Source organism: Psychrobacillus sp. OK028 (assembly GCF_900103605.1).
GTDB lineage: Bacteria > Bacillota > Bacilli > Bacillales_A > Planococcaceae > Psychrobacillus.
The window spans coordinates 197,815-220,038 of record NZ_FNHY01000001.1 but is presented as its reverse complement, the minus strand read 5'-3'; the positions used below and the strand labels follow the sequence as shown (position 1 = coordinate 220,038).

General features: G+C 38.1%; 24 protein-coding genes. 5 read left to right on the top strand and 19 right to left on the bottom strand.

The features are described 5' to 3' along the window. Positions 1–75: 75 nt before the first annotated feature. Genes BLR36_RS00770 through BLR36_RS00760 form a run of 3 tightly spaced genes read left to right on the top strand, consistent with a single transcriptional unit; the run spans position 76 to position 3,669 of the window. Entirely contained in the window at positions 76–828 is a 753-nt protein-coding gene (locus tag BLR36_RS00770) for a DeoR/GlpR family DNA-binding transcription regulator (RefSeq protein ID WP_093059427.1), read from the top strand. After that, complete coding sequence (gene pfkB, locus BLR36_RS00765; protein ID WP_093059425.1) at positions 825–1,736, top strand: 1-phosphofructokinase; 912 nt, start codon at positions 825–827, stop codon at positions 1,734–1,736. Before BLR36_RS00770 ends, pfkB begins: the two co-directional genes overlap by 4 nt. Before the next feature lie 16 nt (positions 1,737–1,752). After that, on the top strand, positions 1,753–3,669 hold the full coding sequence (locus BLR36_RS00760; protein WP_093059423.1) for a PTS fructose transporter subunit IIABC: 1,917 nt from the start codon (positions 1,753–1,755) through the stop codon (positions 3,667–3,669). Between the two features lie 66 nt (positions 3,670–3,735). Here BLR36_RS00760 and BLR36_RS00755 read toward each other — a convergent pair whose 3' ends face one another. The 6 genes from BLR36_RS00755 to BLR36_RS00730 form a co-directional block, all read right to left on the bottom strand. Beyond that, complete coding sequence (locus BLR36_RS00755) at positions 3,736–5,229, bottom strand: class I adenylate-forming enzyme family protein (RefSeq protein WP_093059421.1); 1,494 nt, start codon at positions 5,227–5,229, stop codon at positions 3,736–3,738. A 300-nt stretch (positions 5,230–5,529) separates the two neighbouring features. Then, positions 5,530–7,281 carry a mechanosensitive ion channel gene (locus tag BLR36_RS00750; protein WP_093059419.1) on the bottom strand — a complete coding sequence of 584 codons (1,752 nt, stop codon included), beginning with the start codon at positions 7,279–7,281 and terminating at the stop codon, positions 5,530–5,532. Between the two features lie 126 nt (positions 7,282–7,407). Beyond that, entirely contained in the window at positions 7,408–8,226 is an 819-nt protein-coding gene (locus BLR36_RS00745; RefSeq protein ID WP_093059417.1) for an STAS domain-containing protein, read from the bottom strand. A gap of 16 nt (positions 8,227–8,242) precedes the next feature. Continuing rightward, complete coding sequence (gene ytxJ / locus BLR36_RS00740; protein WP_093059415.1) at positions 8,243–8,575, bottom strand: bacillithiol system redox-active protein YtxJ; 333 nt, start codon at positions 8,573–8,575, stop codon at positions 8,243–8,245. Positions 8,576–8,783: 208 nt separating this feature from the next. After that, positions 8,784–9,248, bottom strand: a complete 465-nt coding sequence (locus tag BLR36_RS00735) for a divergent PAP2 family protein (protein WP_093059413.1) — start codon at positions 9,246–9,248, stop codon at positions 8,784–8,786. Between the two features lie 87 nt (positions 9,249–9,335). After that, the gene (locus BLR36_RS00730) at positions 9,336–10,001 is read right to left on the bottom strand and encodes a Dph6-related ATP pyrophosphatase (protein WP_254771303.1); all 666 of its coding nucleotides are present in this window, start codon (positions 9,999–10,001) and stop codon (positions 9,336–9,338) included. Positions 10,002–10,257: 256 nt separating this feature from the next. Between BLR36_RS00730 and BLR36_RS00725 the strand changes: the two genes are divergently transcribed. Further along, complete coding sequence (locus BLR36_RS00725; protein WP_093059411.1) at positions 10,258–10,593, top strand: DUF5658 family protein; 336 nt, start codon at positions 10,258–10,260, stop codon at positions 10,591–10,593. Positions 10,594–10,602: 9 nt separating this feature from the next. On the opposite strand, the gene BLR36_RS00720 is transcribed toward BLR36_RS00725, so the two are convergent. The 5 genes from BLR36_RS00720 to BLR36_RS00705 all read right to left on the bottom strand — a co-directional run bounded on the left by BLR36_RS00720 (position 10,603) and on the right by BLR36_RS00705 (position 14,891). Beyond that, positions 10,603–11,634, bottom strand: a complete 1,032-nt coding sequence (locus tag BLR36_RS00720) for a M23 family metallopeptidase (RefSeq protein WP_093059409.1) — start codon at positions 11,632–11,634, stop codon at positions 10,603–10,605. A gap of 121 nt (positions 11,635–11,755) precedes the next feature. Beyond that, positions 11,756–12,457 (bottom strand): gamma-glutamyl-gamma-aminobutyrate hydrolase family protein, encoded by a 702-nt coding sequence (locus tag BLR36_RS00715; protein ID WP_093059407.1) that lies wholly within the window; start codon positions 12,455–12,457, stop codon positions 11,756–11,758. 26 nt (positions 12,458–12,483) lie between these two features. Further along, entirely contained in the window at positions 12,484–13,377 is an 894-nt protein-coding gene (locus tag BLR36_RS00710) for an NAD-dependent epimerase/dehydratase family protein (protein WP_093059405.1), read from the bottom strand. A gap of 146 nt (positions 13,378–13,523) precedes the next feature. Further along, positions 13,524–13,661, bottom strand: a complete 138-nt coding sequence (locus BLR36_RS18660) for a hypothetical protein (RefSeq protein WP_175453933.1) — start codon at positions 13,659–13,661, stop codon at positions 13,524–13,526. 12 nt (positions 13,662–13,673) lie between these two features. After that, on the bottom strand, positions 13,674–14,891 hold the full coding sequence (locus BLR36_RS00705) for a helix-turn-helix domain-containing protein (RefSeq protein ID WP_093059403.1): 1,218 nt from the start codon (positions 14,889–14,891) through the stop codon (positions 13,674–13,676). 131 nt (positions 14,892–15,022) lie between these two features. Between BLR36_RS00705 and BLR36_RS00700 the strand changes: the two genes are divergently transcribed. Continuing rightward, on the top strand, positions 15,023–16,309 hold the full coding sequence (locus BLR36_RS00700) for a S8 family serine peptidase (protein ID WP_093059401.1): 1,287 nt from the start codon (positions 15,023–15,025) through the stop codon (positions 16,307–16,309). An 87-nt stretch (positions 16,310–16,396) separates the two neighbouring features. Here the strand turns inward: BLR36_RS00700 and BLR36_RS00695 are convergent, their stop codons facing one another. The 8 genes from BLR36_RS00695 to BLR36_RS00660 all read right to left on the bottom strand — a co-directional run bounded on the left by BLR36_RS00695 (position 16,397) and on the right by BLR36_RS00660 (position 22,213). Continuing rightward, a complete protein-coding gene (locus BLR36_RS00695; RefSeq protein WP_093059400.1) occupies positions 16,397–16,876 on the bottom strand; it encodes a metal-dependent hydrolase in 480 nt (159 codons plus the stop codon). A gap of 157 nt (positions 16,877–17,033) precedes the next feature. Further along, positions 17,034–17,873, bottom strand: coding sequence for a 3-hydroxyacyl-CoA dehydrogenase NAD-binding domain-containing protein (locus tag BLR36_RS00690; RefSeq protein ID WP_175453932.1), 840 nt, complete (start codon positions 17,871–17,873; stop codon positions 17,034–17,036). Positions 17,874–17,877: 4 nt separating this feature from the next. After that, on the bottom strand, positions 17,878–18,645 hold the full coding sequence (locus BLR36_RS00685; protein WP_175453931.1) for an enoyl-CoA hydratase/isomerase family protein: 768 nt from the start codon (positions 18,643–18,645) through the stop codon (positions 17,878–17,880). After that, positions 18,623–19,468 carry an enoyl-CoA hydratase-related protein gene (locus tag BLR36_RS00680; protein WP_093059396.1) on the bottom strand — a complete coding sequence of 282 codons (846 nt, stop codon included), beginning with the start codon at positions 19,466–19,468 and terminating at the stop codon, positions 18,623–18,625. The genes BLR36_RS00685 and BLR36_RS00680 overlap by 23 nt, the downstream gene beginning before the upstream one ends. Next, positions 19,461–20,369 (bottom strand): NAD(P)H-dependent flavin oxidoreductase, encoded by a 909-nt coding sequence (locus BLR36_RS00675; protein WP_093059394.1) that lies wholly within the window; start codon positions 20,367–20,369, stop codon positions 19,461–19,463. The genes BLR36_RS00680 and BLR36_RS00675 overlap by 8 nt, the downstream gene beginning before the upstream one ends. 13 nt (positions 20,370–20,382) lie before the next feature. Then, on the bottom strand, positions 20,383–20,748 hold the full coding sequence (locus BLR36_RS00670) for a MaoC family dehydratase (RefSeq protein ID WP_175453930.1): 366 nt from the start codon (positions 20,746–20,748) through the stop codon (positions 20,383–20,385). Further along, positions 20,745–21,155 (bottom strand): FAS1-like dehydratase domain-containing protein, encoded by a 411-nt coding sequence (locus BLR36_RS00665; RefSeq protein ID WP_175453929.1) that lies wholly within the window; start codon positions 21,153–21,155, stop codon positions 20,745–20,747. Before BLR36_RS00665 ends, BLR36_RS00670 begins: the two co-directional genes overlap by 4 nt. 11 nt (positions 21,156–21,166) lie before the next feature. After that, the gene (locus tag BLR36_RS00660) at positions 21,167–22,213 is read right to left on the bottom strand and encodes a phosphotransferase family protein (RefSeq protein ID WP_093059388.1); all 1,047 of its coding nucleotides are present in this window, start codon (positions 22,211–22,213) and stop codon (positions 21,167–21,169) included. Positions 22,214–22,224 lie beyond the last annotated feature (11 nt).

Here is a 22,224-nt window from a genome sequence, read left to right as displayed (position 1 = left end):
ATTGATTATGTTTACGCTTTCAATTATTATAAATTAAACAGAACAATAACTCTATCCTAGAAAGCGGGTGATGACTTGCTGACAAATGAGCGGCATGCCTATATTTTAAAGAAGCTAGAAAAAAAACAAACGGTAAAAATTCAAGAGTTGGTAGATGAAACTTCAGCTTCCGAATCAACAATTCGAAGAGATTTGACTGAACTTGAAAACCAGCAGAAACTGGAACGCGTTTTTGGAGGTGCTATCCTACCAGGGCGCAATCTAATAGAACAAAGCGTCACAGATAAATCCACCCAGAATTTAAACGAAAAAATCCAAGTCGCACGAGCGGCTGCAGAACTGGTCAAAACAGGAGACAGCGTCTTTTTGGATGCTGGTACTACAACCTTTCAAATGGTTCCATTTCTAAAGAACAAAGACTTGGTTGTCGTAACTAATGGGTTAACCCTTTTAGATACTCTGAATGAATATGGCATCACTACTTATTTAACCGGAGGATTGTTTAAACCGAAAACGAGTGCTTTTGTCGGTTCTCAAACGATACAGGCTTTGAAAAATTATCGTTTCGACATTTGTTTTCTCGGTGTCAATGGGTTACATGAAGAATACGGTTATACGACCCCAGATCCAGAAGAAGCCGCTATTAAATTATTGGCAAGTTCCTTGTCTAGGAAAACCTTTGTGCTCGCTGATCATTCTAAAATCAATCAAGTTAGTTTCGCTAAAATCATGGATTTGGAAAACGCCATACTCATTATCGACAGTATGCCGACAGAAAAATTGGATGCTTATAGAAAAAAAACTTCAGTAAAGGTGGCACACGAATGATTTATACTTGCACAATTACACCATCAATCGATTACACCGTTTACCTTCCTACTTTCGAAAACGGGAAACTAAACCGCTCCGAAGAAGTGTATTATTATCCGGGCGGTAAGGGTATTAATGTTTCGCGAGTATTAAAAAGACTTGGTGTTGAGAGCAAAGCCCTTGGATTTACTGGCGGTTTTACAGGCAGCTATATAGAAGACTTTCTACAAAAAGAAGGGGTAGATACTGATTTCATTGAAACTTCAGAAATAACCCGGATAAATATAAAAATAAAGTCAGATAAAGAAACGGAATTGAACGGACCTGGTCCACAAATGACAGAGCAACAATTAATGGTTCTTACTAATAAAGTAAAAGCCATGAAAAAAGGCGATTGGTTCATACTTGCGGGCAGTCTTCCTAATTCCATCACGGATAGCTATTTTCTCGATCTAGCTGAAATCTGCAGGAAGAACGGAGTGCGTTTTGTACTTGACACCTCTGGACCAGCGCTGAAAAACCTGACAAAAGTGTCATCCTTTTTGATCAAGCCGAACCTCGAGGAACTGGGCGAATTATTCAGTACGGAAATCAACGATATCAATGAAGCACATTATTATGCTAAACAACTTTTGGAAAACGGTATCGAGCATGTTATCGTGTCGCTGGGTGGAGACGGTGCTTTGCTCGTTACTAAAGAACTTTCTTTAAGAGCAAAAGCTCCAAATGGTGTTGTGGTCAATACCGTAGGGTCAGGCGATTCGCTCGTTTCCGGTTTTATTGCTTCTTATTCAAAAGACGAAAATCCTGAGGAAGCTTTTCGTTACGGTGTCGCAAGCGGTAGCGCCACGGCCTTCCGTTCCGATTTATGCGATCAACAAGGTGTTGAAGTATTACTAGAACAAGTAGAAATCACCCCAATCTGACGAAGGATGTGACAGGATGAAAATTACACAATTATTAACAGAAGACACTATCATATTGGATTTAGTAGCCACTACAAAGCAACAGGTTTTGGAAGAGCTTACTGGGCAATTGAAACAGGCGGGTAGACTAGTCGATCAACAAGCGTTCCTGGAGGATATCCTAGCTCGTGAAAATCAGAGCACTACAGGCATCGGAGAAGGCATTGCTATTCCCCATGCGAAGTCCGAAGCAGTCAAAGCGCCGTCTATTGCATTCGGCAGATCTGAACACGGCCTTGACTATGAATCACTGGACGGTCAACCTGCTCACCTGTTTTTCATGATTGCTGCCACTGAAGGTGCCAATGATGATCATCTTGAAGCGTTGTCTCGACTCGCGACATTTTTAATGGATGAGAAATTCCGCTCCCAAATTCTTGCAGCCAGCTCGAAACAGGAAGTTTTGCAGGCGATTACAGATAAAGAAACGGAAGCCAACGTTCCAGAAGAGATAGTTGAAGAAAAAACAGAAACTGGATTATCAGCTAAAAAGATTTTGGCGGTTACAGCCTGCCCGACAGGAATTGCCCATACCTATATGGCAGCAGAAAAACTCAATGAACGTGCAAAAGAACTCGGCATCACATTGAAAGTGGAAACCAATGGCTCGAGTGGCGTGAAAAATCGACTTACCGATGAAGAAATTGCAGAAGCAGAAGCTATTATCGTCGCAGCTGATACGAAAGTCGATATGGCTCGTTTCGATGGCAAACTGGTAATTCAGACTGCTGTCGGGAAAGCTATTTACGAAACGGACAATTTACTTAATCGTGCGGTTACCAAAGACGCACCTATTTATAAGCATGATAAATCGAAAGATGAAGCAACATCAGGTGAAGCTAAAGGCGGATTTTACAAACATCTGATGAACGGAGTTTCGAATATGCTGCCTTTCGTTGTTGGTGGCGGTATTCTAATTGCTATTTCATTTTTCTGGGGCATCAACGCCTCCAATCCTGACAGTCCTGAATACAATGAATTTGCTGCTATGCTGAATACCATCGGTGGAGGCAATGCCTTCTTCCTTATGGTGCCAGTTCTAGCTGGATTTATCGCGATGAGTATTGCCGAACGTCCAGGATTTGCACCCGGAATGGTCGGTGGTTTAATCGCAATTACCGTGACAGGAGCTGAAGGAGCAAGCGGTGGTTCAGGATTCCTTGGCGGACTGATTGCCGGGTTCCTTGCTGGTTATGTCACTCTACTAGTGAAAAAATTATTTTCAAGACTACCAAACTCACTCGAAGGGTTAAATCCAGTACTGTTCTATCCTGTCTTTTCAATTGCCATCACAGGGATTTTCATGATGCTAGTAAATCCACAATTAACTAAAGTCTATACGGGAATTTCTAGTTTCTTAGAAAGCCTTGGTGGTACGAATCTTGTACTTGTCGGATTGCTTCTAGGAGGCATGATGGCAATCGATATGGGAGGTCCTGTCAATAAAGCCGCCTACACATTCGGTATAGCGATGCTTGATGCTCAAAACTTCAATTTCATTGCTACTGTTATGGCTGCAGGTATGGTTCCGCCACTAGGCGTAGCAATCGCAACAACGTTATTTAAAAATAAATTCACAAAACCAGAGCGAGAAGCCGGGAAGACTGCCTATGTGTTAGGTGCTAGCTTTATCACGGAAGGCGTAATCCCGTTTGCAGCAGCTGATCCAGCCCGCGTCATCCCAGCTTCAGTTGCCGGAGCCGCAACTACTGGCGCATTGGTCATGCTGTTTGACATCAGTCTGCGAGCTCCTCATGGTGGAATTTTTGTTATCGGACTAGTTGATGGAGGAGCTATAAACATTCTCATGTATGCCATTGCTATTTTGGTAGGTTCCTTTATTACTGCTATAACTCTTGGGTTACTGAAAAAGAAAGTATCAGTTACTGCCTGATTAAATACACAAAAGCTTTCGGATTTATACTCCGAAAGCTTTTTTTGAATGTCTTATAAATTTAATTTAATTCCGAAGTGTAGTCTTCAGTACTTTTCCACTTGCATTGCGTGGCAAGCTCTCGATGAATTCTACCTCCAACGGTAGCTTAAATTTCGCTAAACTTTTCGAGCATTTAGTCAAAACATCTTCTTCAGTCAGGTGTTTGCCTTCTTTTAATACAACATATGCTTTTGGGACTTCACCGTATATCTCGTGGGGAATCCCGACTACTGCAGCTTCAAGAACTTCCGATATCTCATATAGAACCTCTTCTACTTCCACTGGGTACACATTTTCTCCACCTCGGATAATCATATCTTTTTTTCGATCTACAATATATAACAGACCGTCCTCATCCATTCGCCCTAAATCACCCGTATATAACCAACCATCTCGAATCGCCTGTTTAGTCGCTTCTTCATTTTTTAAATACCCTTTCATTAGTTGAGGGCCTTTTACAACAATTTCTCCCACCAAACCACTTGGAAGCGGATTGCCGTGTTCATCGACTACTTGCACCTCAGTCCCTGGTACCGGCTCACCAACCGAACCTACTTTTTCAAGAGCAAAATGATCTTTCAAAGTCGTTGCAGCGGGTGAATTTTCTGTTTGACCATATATATTCTGGACTTTCACGTCTGGGAATAATGCTTTTATTTTACGAATTAACTCAAATGGCATAGGTGCAGCACCGTACGTAAATAATCGTAGATTCGATAACCTAAGCGATTCCATTTTAGGACTATTCAATAAAATACTATACATTGCAGGCACACCAAAGAAGACAGTTATTTTTTCCTGTTCCAATGTGTCCATCGTTTGTTCTGGAGAGAATCCTTCTTCAATAACGACAGTTCCACCAGCATAAATAACGGGAATACTAAAAACATGACTAGCTGCACAATGAAAAAGTGGTGCCACAATTTGCATACGATCCGATGAATTTAGTTCGAGTGCCTCAACATAAAGCTTCGCTGTTGCCTGAACATTTGCAGCCGATAGCATCACTCCTTTAGGTTTACCCGTTGTACCCGATGTATAAAAAATAACCGTCGTCGTATTTTCATCAACCTTCACTTCATTAAATGACAAATTTTCATCATTTAAAACGGCAATTAGCGTATTCTCTTCCCCTAAATAAAGTAAATCTTCAAAGCTATTCATTGTTTCTGGTAGATCGTCTAGGATATTTGTTAAACGAGTATCATATATTAAAGCCTTTGCCTCTGAATGATTAAATATATAATCGACTTCTGGAGCTGTTAGCTTTGTGTTAATTGGCAGAATTGTAAATCCACCTAGCTGACAGGCATAATAACAAGTCAAAAAATAATCCGAGTTTATCAAATATACAGCTATAATATCTTCCTGCTCATACCCCTTCGATTGAAAATAAGCGGCAAGACGCTTCGCTTGCTTGAATAATTCCGCATAGCTAGTCTCCCTACCTTGAAAAGAAGTGATGATTTTCGTTGGTTGTTCCTTCGCTAAATAAGCCAATCTCTCTGCAACTAACATTGTATTCCCCCTCTACTTTAATAATATTCAGAAGTTATTGAATATTACGCCTTTTAATCTATTATACATAAAAAGGAGAGAAATCATAACTAATCTATATGAGGGAATACGCATAAAAAACTAAGAATCGGTTGATAAAAGCGGCGAATCGGTTGAATACTTGAGAGAACCGGTCGAATATAGCATAGAATCGGTTTATTACTTGGATAATCGGTTGATTATGACATATAATCGGTCGAAAACGACTTATCACCAACAAAAAAAAGCTTCAGCGAAGTTATTTCTCGCTGAAGCCATTTTTTATTGTTCGTCTTTTCTATCATCCACCGGTGGAAGATCTACAAATGGATGAAGATCATCTGTCGATGGGATATTATAGCCCGTGCTCGGTGAATCTTCCTCATGAGCAGGATTTACTACGTCTACATCCGCTTCCTGTAAAGGATTCACCTCATCTATATGAGGGCTTGTACCTTTTAAACTTTGTTCTGCTTTTTTAGGATCTTGAAAATTCTCTTTAAATGATTCTTTCATTGACTCTTTTTGTTGTTGATATTTTTCTTTTGAAACCTCTGCGTCATTTAAGCTTCTTTCCATTTTCGTTAAGTACTTTGCAGCATGCTCGCGACCACCAAGCCCAAACGCTAGACCGAACGCCAACGCAAGTCCGCCTAATATAAGGATGAACGCTGCATTAATAATAGAAGCAGCTATACCTAGTTGGTCTAATGCCATGAAAAATGCAAATGCTAATATTGCATATTTTGCTACATAACGAAGGAAATGTGGTGTTCCCGATGAATGTGTCATCACATTTCCAACGAGTTTTTCTACTAAATTAGCTAACCAAAATCCTACTGCTAGAATGATAATGGCCGCAATAACAGAAGGTAAATAAGCAAATATCGCTGTTGCCAGTGTTACCATGAATTCTAGCTCCAGTAATTGAAGTGCTTCAACAACGAATAGCAAGATAATAACAACTTGTACAATTGTGCCTATTAAAGTAGCGAACGATGGTGCTGCTCCATTTGTAGATTTGAAGCCCATTTTACCGAAAATAGAGTTCACACCTAATTTTTCTAAAAGGGATACAACAACATCCTTCACCCACTTAGCAGCTACAATACCAACTAGTATTAATACAATTGCTACGAAAATCTTCGGAAGCATTATCATTACATCATTTAACATAGCAATAGCTGGTCCTGAAATTCCCTCTAAATCTAAAATCTCAAGAGCGGTAATAGACACTGGAATCATGATTAGTATAAAAGCGATGATTCCTGCTACTTTAGATAAGCTAGTACCCTCTATAAAAGAAGATAGCTTCCATTTATTCGCTAAACGGTCCACTCCTGCAGACTGCAATAACTTTTCTACTAAGTTACTAACTAGTTTTGCAACAAACCAACCGATTGCAAACACAAGTGCTGCAGATATTAATTTCGGTATGAAATTAAAGAAACTTGCTAACATTCCTTCGAATGGTCCACTTAAACCATCAATTCCTAAAGCGCTTAATACTGCTGGAATGAATAACAGGAATATTAAATAATAGGCAACTTTTGCTGCAGTATCCGTCCACTTTGCTTGATTTTCAGGTTTCGAATCAAAACCTGCCTTCTCAGAGTATTTGTTCAAATTGAGCTTCGATCCGGCCATTTGAATTCCTTTTTTCACAACCGTAGCTAAAACCCAAGCAAATAATAATATCAAAGCTGCTTTTAAAATGTTCAAGAAAGCACCAGTCAATCCTGAGTACATTGATACAAATGGTGTTGCCATCGTATTTAAATTCAAAATATTAAAGAATAAAACAAGTGCTAAAATCAATACAATAACAAATACAACCTTGCTAATAATCTTCTCTACGGTCCATCTAGACTTCGTGTTTCCTAATCGTTCATTCACCCGAAACTTTCTTAATAATTTGTGGGTTGCATTTTCCAATACTTTCGCCACGATAAATCCAATAACAAGTACGAGAATTGCGATGATTAACTCGGGTAAATAAGATAATGTATCGTTCCAGTAATAACGATCTGGCATTCCCTCTCCTCCTCTATTCCACTTTATTCATATTGTTCACATAGATTAGTTACCCCCTCACCAGTAAAATTAAACAGAAAGAAAAAAATCCAATCCGTCAAATGAAAGGATTGGATCAACAATATATTATAATTTCAAGCTATCAATAGCCTGCTTTACACTTCCATATGTATTAAAAGAAGTAAAGTCAATTCCTGCCTTCACCACAGTCATCGATAAATTAGGACGAATTCCTGAGAACAATACATGAATGCCTAATAGTCCGAGGACATTGTGAATAGTGAAAATATGCTGAGCTATTTCTGTATCGATTGCTAATATTCCACTAAAATCGATAATTAGATGATCCACTTTCAAACTAGGAATCGTAGGAACAACATAATTCAGTAAATGCTGCACACGAGTATAATCTATCGCGCCAATTAACGGTAAAACGGCTACACCATCCTGAATAGGGACTATGGGTGCAGACAACTCATTAATCTCTTTTTGATGATCCTTCATCAATTTATCACGATAACTTTCATACGACTGAATCGTTTCTATCATACTGAGGTCCATCAAATAACAGAACCGATTATTTACATACACCACATCTTCAGTTGATAATCCATGATCCATCGCTATTTTAGAAATCTTTTGCAAAAATAACAATCTATTTATGGCATATGGTTTCATAACAGAGGAAAATTGATCAAACACCTTCGCCTCTTCCTCACCGTTCTGTTTGCTCCACTCTTTTAGTACTTCCTCAGCTGAATCAGTAGATTCTTGAAGGGATTCAGACAGTAATTTCAAAAACTGTATGTTTTTTTGTATAGCTCGTTCTAATTCCTCTGGTGTAATTTTAATTGTTACATTCTTTAATGCTACATCCAAGATTTCGTTTATAATCGTTTCCGCATTATCTACCAAATAATTACTTACTTTAAGTATAGGTTCCATTACTTTTCTCCAATCACTATAAACTTGATGTTACATCTTCCAACTCTTTTTTTGTAATTTTCCAGTGGGATGCATTCCAGACAGCTTTTCCATTTGCAATTACAAATGCTTGAGGTGATTCATGTTGGATTCCCAGGTCGCTAGCTATTTCATTAGAAACAGGTCTATGCTGAATTACCTTTACCAAGTATCGAGCCAGTGGACTTTCAAACGAATTAAACTCTCCATAAGCATGCGCACTTACAGGACAGGTTGTACTATGCTTAAATACTACTACCGGTTTTTCACTTGATTGCTCCAAAACTTTTTTCCACTCATCAACAGATGTAATTTCTTGATAATTCGCCATTTAATCATATCACCTTTCTTATTTATATATGATATCACCCTTTACCCTAACTTAAGCAACAATAACCAATTTTAGAATGAAATAACGATGGAATATTTAGTTTTTTTCTTATATTTAATTTAATGATTTAAACTTGCAGAACTGATAATTATATTCTAAAGTAAAAATCCTCAGTTGCCCAATAAGGGCACCGAGAATTTTCGTTTGCTCAATCTTCCAACTTTGCACATAACACCCCAAAAGCTGTCCCTAATAACGCACCAGCTATAACTTCTACCGGCTGATGACCAAGAAGCTCTTTTAATTCTCCTTCTCGTTCAACGTATTCAAAACTTGGGAAATTTCCTGAAAGTGTCGCAATATTATCTTCCAAATCATTTACTAATTGTGCAATCTCACCTGTATGTCTGCGAATTCCCTGTGCATCATACATAACAATTACTCCGAATACAACTGCTAGCGCCGTTTCTGTATGACGGGTCCCCTTGTTTGTAGCAACGTATGATGCCAATGCTGCAACGCCTGCTGAGTGAGAACTTGGCATACCACCAGTCGTAAATGCCTGCTTCACATCCCATTTACCAGTTAGCTTTTTATGCGTTAATACCTTCAAGCCCTGAGCTAGACCGATTGCTGAAAGGGCAGTTATAATTCCTCTATTCATTTTCGTCATTTCGATTCTCCACCATTTCAAAAATTATGTATCTTCTTTTTACATTACCCTTTTTCTGATTTAATAATCAAAAAGAATATAACTTTTTTATTCGATTTTTACCGGTGAGAACACATAGTCGCCTCTTACAATTGCCTGTTCTATTTTTATAGGTACCCGACTTGTAAAGATTGGTCCGTCCACAACAACCGTATGAAATTCTCCATTTTCACCGCAAGCATCAATTCCTAAAGCCTCTAATTCAAGGATCAACTCTTTCGAAAACTTTCTTCCAACAAATTCTGCAGGCATCATTTTCGTATTTACAACTACAATCCAAGCTTCAAATCCAGAGTTTAACAAGTCCAGTATAATTTTGCTACGGGGCTCCTGCCATAATGGGTGCACGGCAACAATATCCGATTTTGCACATGTATTTTGTACCCACTCTAAATGCCCCTCAAGATCAATGTCTCCAAATACACCATGCGTAATTCCCTGAGCACGGCATTCATCCATAGCATTTATAAACTGCCCCTCATAAGAGTTCCAACTAGCTCCTTTTATTAATAAAGGGACTCCTAAGCGTTCAGCCTGCGCTGCCACTACTTCTAGAGGAAGAGCATGAGATTTAGAAATCTCACCATCCTCTTCAAACATTGTCAGCAACTTTTTCGGATTCATCCCCATTTTTATAGCCCGGTAATAAGCCATTGCAGAATCCTTCCCACCACTCCAAGAACATATAAATGGAATATCTTTCAATTTTGGCACATCCCTTCCTAACTACTTACATTGTAATCTATTTTCGAAAAATCAAGAATATAATCCTTCCCTTTAATCACATACTTAAACAATGAACATAAATCTGTCTCACTGTACTCGCCGAACAATAACCACTCAATACCTATAAATAAGCGGTCTTTCTCTATCCTAGTGTTTTTAATTACGACTCCGGCAGGATATCAGAACTCCGCACAAGTGACTTGAATTTTGTTATTTCCTAATTCATAAGAAAGGAGTGCACTCTTTGTTGCATAGTTTTTCTGCACCATTTCGTAACAAGCTAATGAATTTGGGAATCATCCTATTAGTACTCGCTACTTTTGATGCTCTATTTACCGATTTCGGTATTAAAAATCAATTTATAACAGAATCTAATCCAATTATCCGAAGAATATATGAAATGAGTGTTTCTGTTTATTATTTAATAAAAATTGCTCTTCCCGTTTTATTAATTGTTATAATAACTAAATTACAAACGAAGCGATTCATTTTGATTTTATTAAGTTTAGCAATTTTGCTATATGTAAGTGTGATGGTGCTTCATTTTTATTGGCTAACTGTTGCATTTATAAGTAAGTAAATCCAGCAACTAACTTGCTGCTGGATTCTTTTTTGCTTGTTTTTCCTGTTGCTCCCAACGCTTCAATAATGGAAACGGATCGTAAGCCCACTCTGTGCGCCCGTTAAATTTATACATTCCGTAATGCAGATGTGGTGGGAATTTCCCCGAGGTTCCCTCACGACCATAACCCGAACTACCAACATAGCCGATAACAGTACCTGGTTCCAAAATATCGCCTTCTTTTAACTCCTTCGTATAACCCGATAAGTGGGCGTAATAATGATACGTATTATTCACATCGCGAATTCCCACACGCCAACCACCATAGTCATTCCAACCCTTTGTTTCGACAATTCCATACGTTGTAGACTTCACTGGGACACCATAGGAAGCAAATAAATCAGTACCTTCATGCATTCGTCGTCCACCCCAGCCACGGCTATCCCCCCAAGTACTTCGGTAACTGTAATTATGCTGGAGAGCCAGTGGAAATGCACGTCCATCTAGGTCAACCGTATTATAATGCTTATAAATTTTAGCGTTCGTCATGATTTGCTTAACCGCTTCATCTCGTTTGTAATATTCCTTCAGCGTTTTTTCAAAATCCCCTTCTGTTACGACTCGTTCAGTTAAGTAATTAGTTAACGTAAACATTACGTCATCATCCTGTTTAAGGTCAGCGAAGCCGTCATTATTCCCATCAAGTCCCCTACCATCAAAGAAAACGATTGATGTGCTATTCCGATCATCTCTTATCGGATTCAATAAACCAACCCAATCGTCCTCAGAAAATTGAAAAGCCACAACTCCATCTCGTTTCGTAAGATCACTTCGAACCTCTTGCAGATTACGTTCATATTGGTCAATTGCCGCCAAGTAATACCACGGTAGCATCTCGCTCGAATACTTTATATAGTAATCCATGCGCATTTCCAAAATCTGCTCTCGTGTCGGTTCATTCTCCGCTGCCGAAACACTAGTGGAGATCAAAAATGAAAGCAAACAAATCGAAAATCCTCGCCTCAGCCAGCTTATCAAAGCCAATTCCTCCTTATTCATGATTCATTTAGCTTTCCCCAGAAAAAACATTTCATGAATCACATTTTTTTAGTAAAAAGGAGAATAATAAAAACGACTGCCATGACAGTCGTTTAAAAGAAATGCGCAAGCTAGACAAATATTATTCCTTACAAGCATTCATAAAAGCTTTAAATATCGCAAGCGAACTTGCATCACCTTTAGATATTAAGCTTTCTGGATGCCACTGAACACCCATTACAAATGGATGCTTTGTACTTTCAAACGATTCAATAACGCCATCACTTGCAACCCCACTAACGATAAAGCCATCTGGCATATTTCGTAGCGCTTGATGATGGTAGCTATTCACTTTAAATTTATCCACACCGACAATTTTGTGTAGCAAAGAACCTGCAGTTACTTCAACAAAATGAGAGACATGCCAATTGGGAGCTTGCTGGTCATGCTGTAATAATGACCCTTCTTTTTGCGAATATATATCCTGATACATATCCCCTCCCACCGCAATACTCATAATCTGTGCACCACGACAAATTCCTAAAATCGGCTTACCTAGCTCCAGCATCTTTTGAATAAGTGCCACTTCAAACTCATCCCGTTCGGGCACAATATTTCCTAATCCCGGCAATGGTTCTTCATCAAACAAAGTTGGGTCAATATCTCCGCCTCCAGTTAATAATAGCCCATCGATTGTTTCTGCAATCTGTTCTATTTCCTCTCCAACTAGATTTGGCAGCACAAGTGGAATACCCCCGAACTGCGTGATTGCTCGTATATTACTCATCGGAACTGACAGCAAATCCTCTTTCACATTTGACGAAACCCCTATGATAGCTTTCACCCTAAAACACTCCCCCAAGTAAAACGTCAATTCTCATTCATCTTAGCTAGCGATTCACCTATCAACCCAGGCAAGTACTCCTTCAAATCTCTAAACTCATACCCTTGCTGCTTAGCTTTTTCATTGCTGATCAACCAAGTTTCTGAAATATTATATGGAGATCCGCTCTCTTTTTCGGTCGTTGCAACTACATTCGCCGACTTGCCAGTTTTTTCTTCTATATATGCAATCAGCTCTCCCATTGTTACGCGACCATCTGATGTAGCATTAATTGGGCCAGCAAAATCAGATTGACCTACCCATGCTAAGAAATCTCCAGCTTCTTCCTCGGATATATAATCCATCGCAGCTTCTAGGTTGACCAAATGCACTTCTTCTTCATCTCTAACTTTTTGAATATAATAATTGAGTCTCTCTGTATAATCATTTATGCCAATGATGATTGGGAATCTTACCGCAACTACTGGAAAAGATGCACGCTGAAAGAATGCCGCTTCCGCCTGTCTTTTTCCTTCACCGTAAGTAAAATCTTCTTTTGGTCCTATTTTTAATTCGTATTCAAATGGATTAAAATCCTCTTCAGCAAATCCTTTATCTCCCCCGCCTTGTTCATACACGGATTTAGAAGATGTAAACACATATTTTTTAGTTTTCCCTGCAAAAACATCTATAGAATCGATTGCTTCCTGAGAGGAATAACAAATCTGATCGAACACTATATCCCAATTGGTTGCTACAAAATTCTTCTGCATGTCACCTACATCAAGACGGTCTACCTTGACACGATTCACTTTATCTCCAAACGGATCCTCAACATTTCCGCGTGAAGCAACGGTTACATTAAACCCCTGTTTTAGTAATGACTCAACTAGTTGGACACCAAAAAATCTTGTTCCCCCTAAAACTAATGCATTTCCCATATATTTAGCCCCCTTATTTGTGGTTCTCTCTACTATCCCATTTCACTAGGCTGATAGTCAATATGAGAAAATTCACTTTTCTTTAAATCCAATAAAAAATACCGTCATTGAGTATCTTTAACTCAATGACGGTATATTAATAACATTTACCCTACAGGAGGGTGAATTGGAAGAGAATGAGTATCACTTTGAATATCCAAGGTCACTGTAGTTTGTTTTTCCACGTTCACACTAATTATTATAGAGAATGTAACTATAGCTAAAATTAATAATGTCCTTTTCATATTTATCCCCCTTTACAAAAGATACTGAACTGCTTTATCATACTTACCTTCTTGCTTGTAGTAATCGGATAAAATGCTTGAAAAAAGTTGATGTGCTTCTATAAGTTCTACAATATTCGCAAGGTAAGGAAGTAACTTTGTTTCAAGATAATTCATAGCAACCTCTTTTTTCCCATCCAATAAGTATAAATAGAATGTTGCATACATACGATAATGACTTACTTTAAGAGAAGCAGCTTCTTCTTTTAATAACTTAAAACGATAAATACTACTTTCTGTTTTATCGAGGAAGTACTCAGTTCTTGCAATATTAAATAAACAAAGAAGATAATTCTCTGTTTTAGAAGTCATAATAGATAAGCTCTTATTAAAATATACTTGCGCAATAATATAATCGCCCATGTTGAGGTGAAGATCTCCAATATTGTGATAGATCTGAGGTAGAAGTTCGTTGTTATCAAACATTTCCGCACTTCTTAATAGGTGACCATACGTTTCAAGTGCTTCATCATAAACTTTCCCCCTTGAATAATTTATTGCTAGTGCCATTAGTGCATGTATTATTCTCTTAAAATTATATTGATTTTTATAAAACTCTAATGCTTTTTTCCCGTATAGTATTGCTTGATTTGTTTGGTCCAGATAACCCTTTACTACTGCTAAGTGATAATAAACTTCTCCTTCAAAGGCTCCTAAAACTGGGTTATTCTGAATTATACGCTGTATTTTTATATCAGCCTCATTATATTTTCCCTGTAAAATTAAAAATAGCGCATATAAATAAGAAAGTAAATATCTCTCATGTTGGGAAAAATTTTGTTTATTCGTTTGCAACCATTTCATTTGTTCTTCTGCTTTTGTTTTATCGCTAAGAGATAAAAAGTATCTTAATTTATAGAGTTCATAAAGGTATAAATAGTCGGTATTAACGATAAATTCCTTAAAATTCTCTAATTGCTCAAAAGCTGGTTCCATTTTTTCTTTTTCAAAGTACTGTATATGATTCAAAAATTCGTTCAACAAATGTCGAATATTTCTTTCATTATCCTCAACCTCTTGAAGACTTACACCCAAACGTTCTAGTAACAATTCAATAGTTTCAGAGTTTCCTTCTCGTGTATTATTCTCAATTTTACTAAGATGTGTAATCGAACAAATGCCTTCGCATAGCTTTCCTTGAGTCATTTTTTGCTTCGTTCGATGATATTTGATCAAAGGACCTATTTTCACGCAATCACATTCCTTCTAAGTGTTTTCTATTACTTTTATAATAGTTCAAATTTTCCCAATAAACAAAACTATTAACTTGTGATAGTTTTAAAGTGTACTGCAAATACAAATCGAAAAGGAGTTTTGGAGAAATGAACAAAGCAAAATCTTTATTACTTAGTTTAGCACTAATCGGTTCACTTACTGTACCAATGCAAGGCACCTCATTCGCAGGAGCAACCTCTTCCGATTCAGTTGATGCTGTAAATGGAACGGAGACATTTCGCGTTTATGTAGAGAGTAATTCTAAATCTACAAAAAATAACTTAAAAAATCAATACCAAGCACGATGGGAATTAACGGAGAACGGATTTTCTACTAATATGAATCAAAAACAGTTTGATGCACTCCAAAAAAATAAAAATGTAACGGTAACAAAGGTGGACAAAGTTACGCTTGATACAGAAGTGCGTTCCACAGAATTTGAAACGATGGCTGGAGAATACCCAACTCACCAGACACCATGGGGTATTAAAGCTATTTATAATAACACAAACTTAACTACTACTTCTGGAGGATCAGGTATTAATATAGCTGTCCTAGACACAGGGGTTAATATCAATCATTATGACTTAACTAATACGGTAGAACAATGTAAAAACTTTACGGCTACTTCAGCCCCAATTGTCGACAATAGCTGTAATGATGCAAACGGACATGGCACACACGTTGCTGGATCTGCTCTTGCGGATGGTGGTAGTGATGGTGCAGGAATTTACGGAGTAGCCCCAGATGCTGATTTATGGGCATATAAGGTTCTAGGAGATAATGGCTCTGGTTATTCAGATGATATTGCTGGAGCAATTAGACATGTAGCTGACCAGGCAGTAGCTACTGGAACAAAAACGGTTATTAATATGTCACTTGGCTCTTCTGCTAGTGATAGTTTAATAACAAGCGCAGTAAATTACGCATATAGCAAAGGCGTATTAATAGTCGCAGCTGCAGGTAATTCAGGTCCTGCACAAGGATCTATCGGATACCCTGGAGCATTAGTAAATGCAATTGCAGTGGCAGCACTAGAAAATCGTCAACAAAATGGAACATACCGTGTAGCAGACTTTTCATCTCGCGGTTATGGCTCAACTGATGGAGATTATGTAATCCAACAAGGAGACGTTGAAATTTCTGCTCCTGGAGCTGCAATCTATTCTACATGGAATAATGGTGGATACAATACAATTAGTGGGACGTCTATGGCGACTCCGCATGTAGCTGGACTTGCAGCAAAAATTTGGTCTCAAAACCCTACATGGTCCCATACACAACTTCGTACAAATTTACAAAATCGTGCAAAAGCAGTGGATATAAAAGGTGGCATTGGCGCAACAACAGGTGACGACTATGCTTCTGGATTTGGGTTCGCAAGAGTGCAATAACTAAATATAAATTTATAAATTAGGCTTCCTCCACTGTTTTCCCCCAAAACAGATGGAGAAAGCCTTTTTTTCACTCAGGATGATTTTTTATAGATATTTTCCAAATACACCATAACCAAAATACACTGTAAGAACCGATAATGCCGCAAATACTAAATACTCAGCAGTTCCACCAGTTCGTGCAGTGATTGGAAAACGGATAGTTACTTTTAATGGAAACAATAGCTTGATGCCATTTTTCGTAGCCATATCTAATAGCAGATGACTGGCAATACCTACTAAAATTCCGATAACGATTGATTCATTGTCTACAAAGGATGTTAAAAGAAGAGCCATCAAGCCTAAGAATAGCAAACTATGTGTGAATGATCGATGTCCAAAAAGGGTGTTAATCACTTTCGATAATACTTTAAATTTACGTCCTATCCTACTGCCTCCATGGCATATATCAGGTATTAATGCGCCAACTACTCCAGCACTAACTAATAGAATCGGTTCATAGTTTGTAACCTGAGCAACAGCAAGACTTGCTGCAAGACCGCCAATGATGTGAGTGTTTCCTGTCATGCTATTAATCTCCTTCGAGTTGTAATGAATATTAAGTATACTAAGAAGAGTACAGTTTAACTATCCTACTCACCGCTTATTTTCGTGCCATAAAAAAACGCATTTCAATCTACTAAGTAGATGAGATACGTTTAAGTACTAATGCCAATCTATTCTACTAATAATCATAAAAACCTTTTCCACTCTTACGTCCTAGATTACCCGCTCGCACTAGTTTCTTAAGTATTGGAGGCACTCTATATTTTGAATCACCGGTCTCTAGGAATAACGTTTCTGCAACAGATAACAGAGTATCTAGTCCGATTAAATCCGCTAACGCTAATGGTCCAATTGGATGGTTGGCACCGAGCATCATTCCTTTATCAATATCTTCTGCAGTAGCAATACCCTCGCCATAAACGAACATTGCTTCATTTAGCATAGGGACAAGTATTCGATTCACTATAAATAAAGGTGCATCTAATACAGATATACTTTCTTTTCCTATTAACCTAACTAACTCTTTCGCTCGCTCATATGTAGCATCCGTCGTTTTGGAACCTCTTATCAATTCTACTAGCTTCATGATTGGTACTGGATTAAAGAAATGCATGCCTATTATTCTATCTGCTCTATTAGTAGCAGCTGCTAACTCTGTTATACTAAGACCCGACGTATTGGAAGCAAAAATTGTTTTTTCTTCACACAGCGCATCTAATTCTGCAAAAACTCGTTTCTTAACCTCCATATTTTCAACAATTGCTTCAATAATTACATCATAATGACTTAAAACCTGTATATCCGTAGTAAATATAATATTTTCAACAACCTTATTTACTTCAGATAAGTCTTTTTCCTGTTTCTTAAATATGCGAGTTAAATTACGGTGTATTGTATCGGATGCTTGTGACAATTTTTCCTGATCTATATCACAAAGTACAACCTTGAAGCCTGCATTTGCCAATGCTTGCGCAATTCCATTACCCATTGTTCCTGAACCAAGAACTCCTATTTTCATAATCTCAACTCCCAATGAAATTTGCTTCTCTTCTATCAAAAAATGCTTTTGCACCTTCTTGTAAATCTTCTGATCCAAATAATTTTCCACAATAACTGATCTCTATTTCAATGGCTTCGTTTAAAGGTTTGTCGATGCCCTCTTGTATAGCTTTTTTAGCAGCTCCGATAGCAAGAGGTGCCTTTCGTTTAAATACCCCTGCCATTGTAAGTGCAGATTCCATCGATGTGCCAGTGACCACAACCTTCTCAACAACGCCTAATTTTAGTGCCTCGTCCGCTTTTATATATCTTCCTGAAAAGATAAGTTCCTTCGCATGCCCAATTCCAACTAACCTAGCTAATCTCTGAGTTCCTCCATAACCAGGGATAAGACCTAAACCAGTTTCAGGCAGTCCGACTTGTGCCTGCTCCTCCATTATTCGAATATCACATGCTAGCGCTAATTCTAAGCCTGCTCCTAGTGCATATCCGTTTATAGCAGCAATAACGGGGATTGGTAAACTTTCAAGTGTCTTGAAAACTTGTTGACCCTTCTTTACAAGTTCCTCTCCACTTAAAGCATCGCATTCTAAGAATTCACTAATTTCTGCTCCTGCAACAAAGGCTTTTTCTCCAGCTCCAGTAAGGATGACAGTTCTTATCGAAGAATCCTTCGTGATTTTGCTAATCGCATCTTCAAGCTGAGTAATTGTTAATTTGTCCAGTGTATTCATCGGCGCTTTATCAATCGTCAAAATACAAATAGATTCAATAACTTGCATGTTTATCATGATTAGTCTTACCTCCTTCGAAAAAATCTGGTAAGTCCTGAGCATTCATTTCAAATTTTGCAGGTCTTTTCTCCATAAATGAATTAATACCTTCCTTTGCATCCTTTGAAGCACCTACCCAGTGTAAGAATTTCGATTCCAACAAATGTGACTCCATTGGATGGTTAGAACCAAGCATACTCCATAGTAATTTTCGAGAAAATGCATTTGACACTGCTGAAGTATTGTCTGCAATCTCTCTTGCTATCTCTAACGCCTTAGAGTATGGATCCTCCACTTCATATTGGACTAAACCAGCTTCCAACACCTCTGAAGTTGTAAGCATTCTGCCAGTAAGCAACCACTCAAGTGCTTTAGATATGCCGACTAATTTCGGTAAAAACCAACCACTTGCAGCCTCTGGTCCAATCCCTCTTCTACCAAATACAAATCCAATTTTGGCATCTTTTTTTACAATTCGGATGTCCATTGGTAAAGTCATTGTAATTCCAATGCCTACTGCTGCTCCGTTAATAGCTGCAATTACAGGTTTTTTTAAGCTATGAACAACCATACTTACTCTTCCACCAGTGTCCCTAAATAACTCACCAGGTTCGTTAGATGCAAATACATCATCTCCAGTTGTTAAGTCCATTCCTGCACAAAAAGCTCTCCCATTGCCTGTAACGATAATGACTCGAACATCATTATTGGAATCTGCATATTCATATGCACTAATAAGCTCCTCCATCATTTCCACATTAAAGGAATTCAACTGATCAGGGCGATTAAGTGTAATAGTCATTATGCCATCTTCAATCTTGGTCAAGAGGGTGTTAGGCATAGGTTATTACCTCTTTTTTTGCTTCCTCATACTCATTTACCAAAGTTTCTATAATTCTAGCTGTTGTTTCGATCGATTTAATAGTTGTGACTCCATGCCCGGCTGACCATATATCTCGCCAAGCTTTTACATCCACCATATGAGACAAATCAACTGATTCCGAAGGCTTTAAATCCTTTGGATCAATATTATTTTTTAATAAGCTTGGAATTAAATAGTTAGCATGAACTCCACTAAAGGAATCCGTATATAAAATATCCTCAATCGTAGAATCTACTAACATTTCCTTATATTCAGGAAGTGCAACACTTTCCGCCGTTGCTATAAATCTTGTTCCCATATAAGCAAAATCAGCACCCATAATTTGCGCTGCCAATATATCCTTACCATGAGAGATTCCACCTGATAAAATAATTGTTCCGCTCCAAAACTCTTTAACTGCTGCTATAAAAGCAAAAGGATTTAGCATTCCTCCATGCCCGCCAGCTCCCGCACAAACAAGTATGAGTCCATCTACTCCCGCAGCTGCTGCTTTTTTTGCATGCTTAACGGTCGCAACATCACTATAAACCCTTCCACCGTATTTATGCACTACCTCTGTAACGGCACCGGGATGTCCTAGTGACACGATGACAATTGGTGGTTCATACTTTTCGATTAATTCTAAATCTGTATCATGTCTTTTATTTGTTTTGTGTGCGATAAAGTTTACTGCCCATGGTTCAGTAGGAAGAGCTTCTTTTAATTCCTTGAGCCATACTTCACATGCGTCTGCTGTTCGAGCATTTAACAGTGGAATAGAACCTACAACGCCACTTCTGCATGCTGCAATTACAGACTCTGGACTTGATACTAAAAACATAGGAGCAACGATAACTGGAAGTGATAATTTATCAAACATTCTTTATCCTCCTCTAATCTTTCATCTCAAAATTCCCTATAAGTTTTACTTGACCATCGCTATCCATAATTTCTATATTTCCATGAGTATTAGATTCTTTTTTCGTAAAATGCCCCTTTATCGTTAGCTTGTCACCAGGATATACGGCAGTCTGGAAACGAACTTTTATATCGGTAAGTTTTAAGTCAGGAAACCACTGCTTGATTGCATTTGTTGCTAAGCCCATAATATACATACCATGAGCAACAACATTTGGATGTCCTCTTTCAATTGCATTTTGAGGGACTGTATGCAGTTCATTGAAATCTCCAGAAGCACCTGCATATCTAACTAGTTTAGACTGTTCAATTGTAAAATGAATAGAAAGTAGCTCCTTCACGCAGAATCCACCTTCAGTTCTATTAAAGTTGCCCGACCAATTGCAACCTCTATGTTCATGTGATTTGTATAAATCGTTTCTAGAAAATAAAATAGTTTGTTGTTCTTACGAAGGCTTTTAAGTAGCCGTCCTTTTGCAGAGATTATATCCCCGACAAAAACATCGGCTTTATATTCATAAGATTGCTCCCCGTGCAAAATCTCGCTTGAGGGAATATTAAATTGTTCTAGCATTTGATAGAAATCACGTTCATTCCAATAGTCGATTACCGTAAAAAAGGTAGGTGGAACTGCAATACTAGTTCCATGTTCTATTTCTAGTCCAAGTGCTTTGGCAAACTCTTTTACTTTCCCCTTCTCTACAGGAAAGGGTTCAAAATGAAATACCTCGCTAGGGGATAAATGCAATATTCTCACCTCTATAGAAGTTGGTTTGTTCTTGTCAAGTTAGACATATCCATTAGATTAGAAACTGCTTTGTTTAATTCTCCAAAACGTTCATCACTGATTGCCCCAATTTTCCAGCGATAGTGAATCTGCTGTAAAATAACTGCTAATTTGTAAAAGCCAAATGCCACATAATAGGAAATTTGGGAAACATCACGACCACTTTGAGATGCATACTCCTGTATAAACTCTCTTCTTGAGTAAAAGCCAGGCTGATCAGTAATTATATTAATCCCCATGTTTGGATCGTTCGACTGTCCCCAATAGGCTACAGTAGATCCTAAATCACTTAGAGGATCTCCAATAGTGGATAGCTCCCAATCTAGAATCCCTACTGTTTCCGCTGGATCTTCTGCATCCATGACCATATTATTTAACTTAAAATCATTGTGTACGATCGTTGTTTCTGGATTTACAGGCAAATTGGCGATTAACCACGATTGTAGCTCTTCAAGATGGGGAATTTCTTCTGTTTTGCATGCTTCATATCTTTTTATCCACCCTGTAACTTGTCGTTCCAAAAATCCTTCCGGCTTACCCATTTCTGCTAAACCAGCATCTTTATAGTTGATAGATTGTAGTTGCACTAAAGTACTTATGACATTTTTCGAAATTTTAGGTCCAGCTACCATAGAACTTCCATATTCAATTGGTAAGCTTTCGTCAATAACTATCCCCTGTTTTTTCTCCATAACGTAGAAATGTTTATCCATAATTTCTGGATCCTCACAAAAAATATATGGTTTTGGAGCCAACGGAAAGACAGGATTCACTTTTTGTAGCATTTTGAATTCCCTTGCCATATCATGAGCTTTTGGAGGTACCCTACCTAAAGGAGGTCGTCTTAATACTCCTTCCCAGTCTTGAATCTTAAGTAAATAGGTTAAATTGGAGTAGCCCTCTGAAAATCTTTCAATTTCTAGTTTTCCACTTGGCAGCCCATTTATTGACATCCTTAAGTATGTCTCTAGTTTTCCCCAATCAATAGATTCCTTGGTTTTTTCATTTGCAATACTCATATCGGTATCTC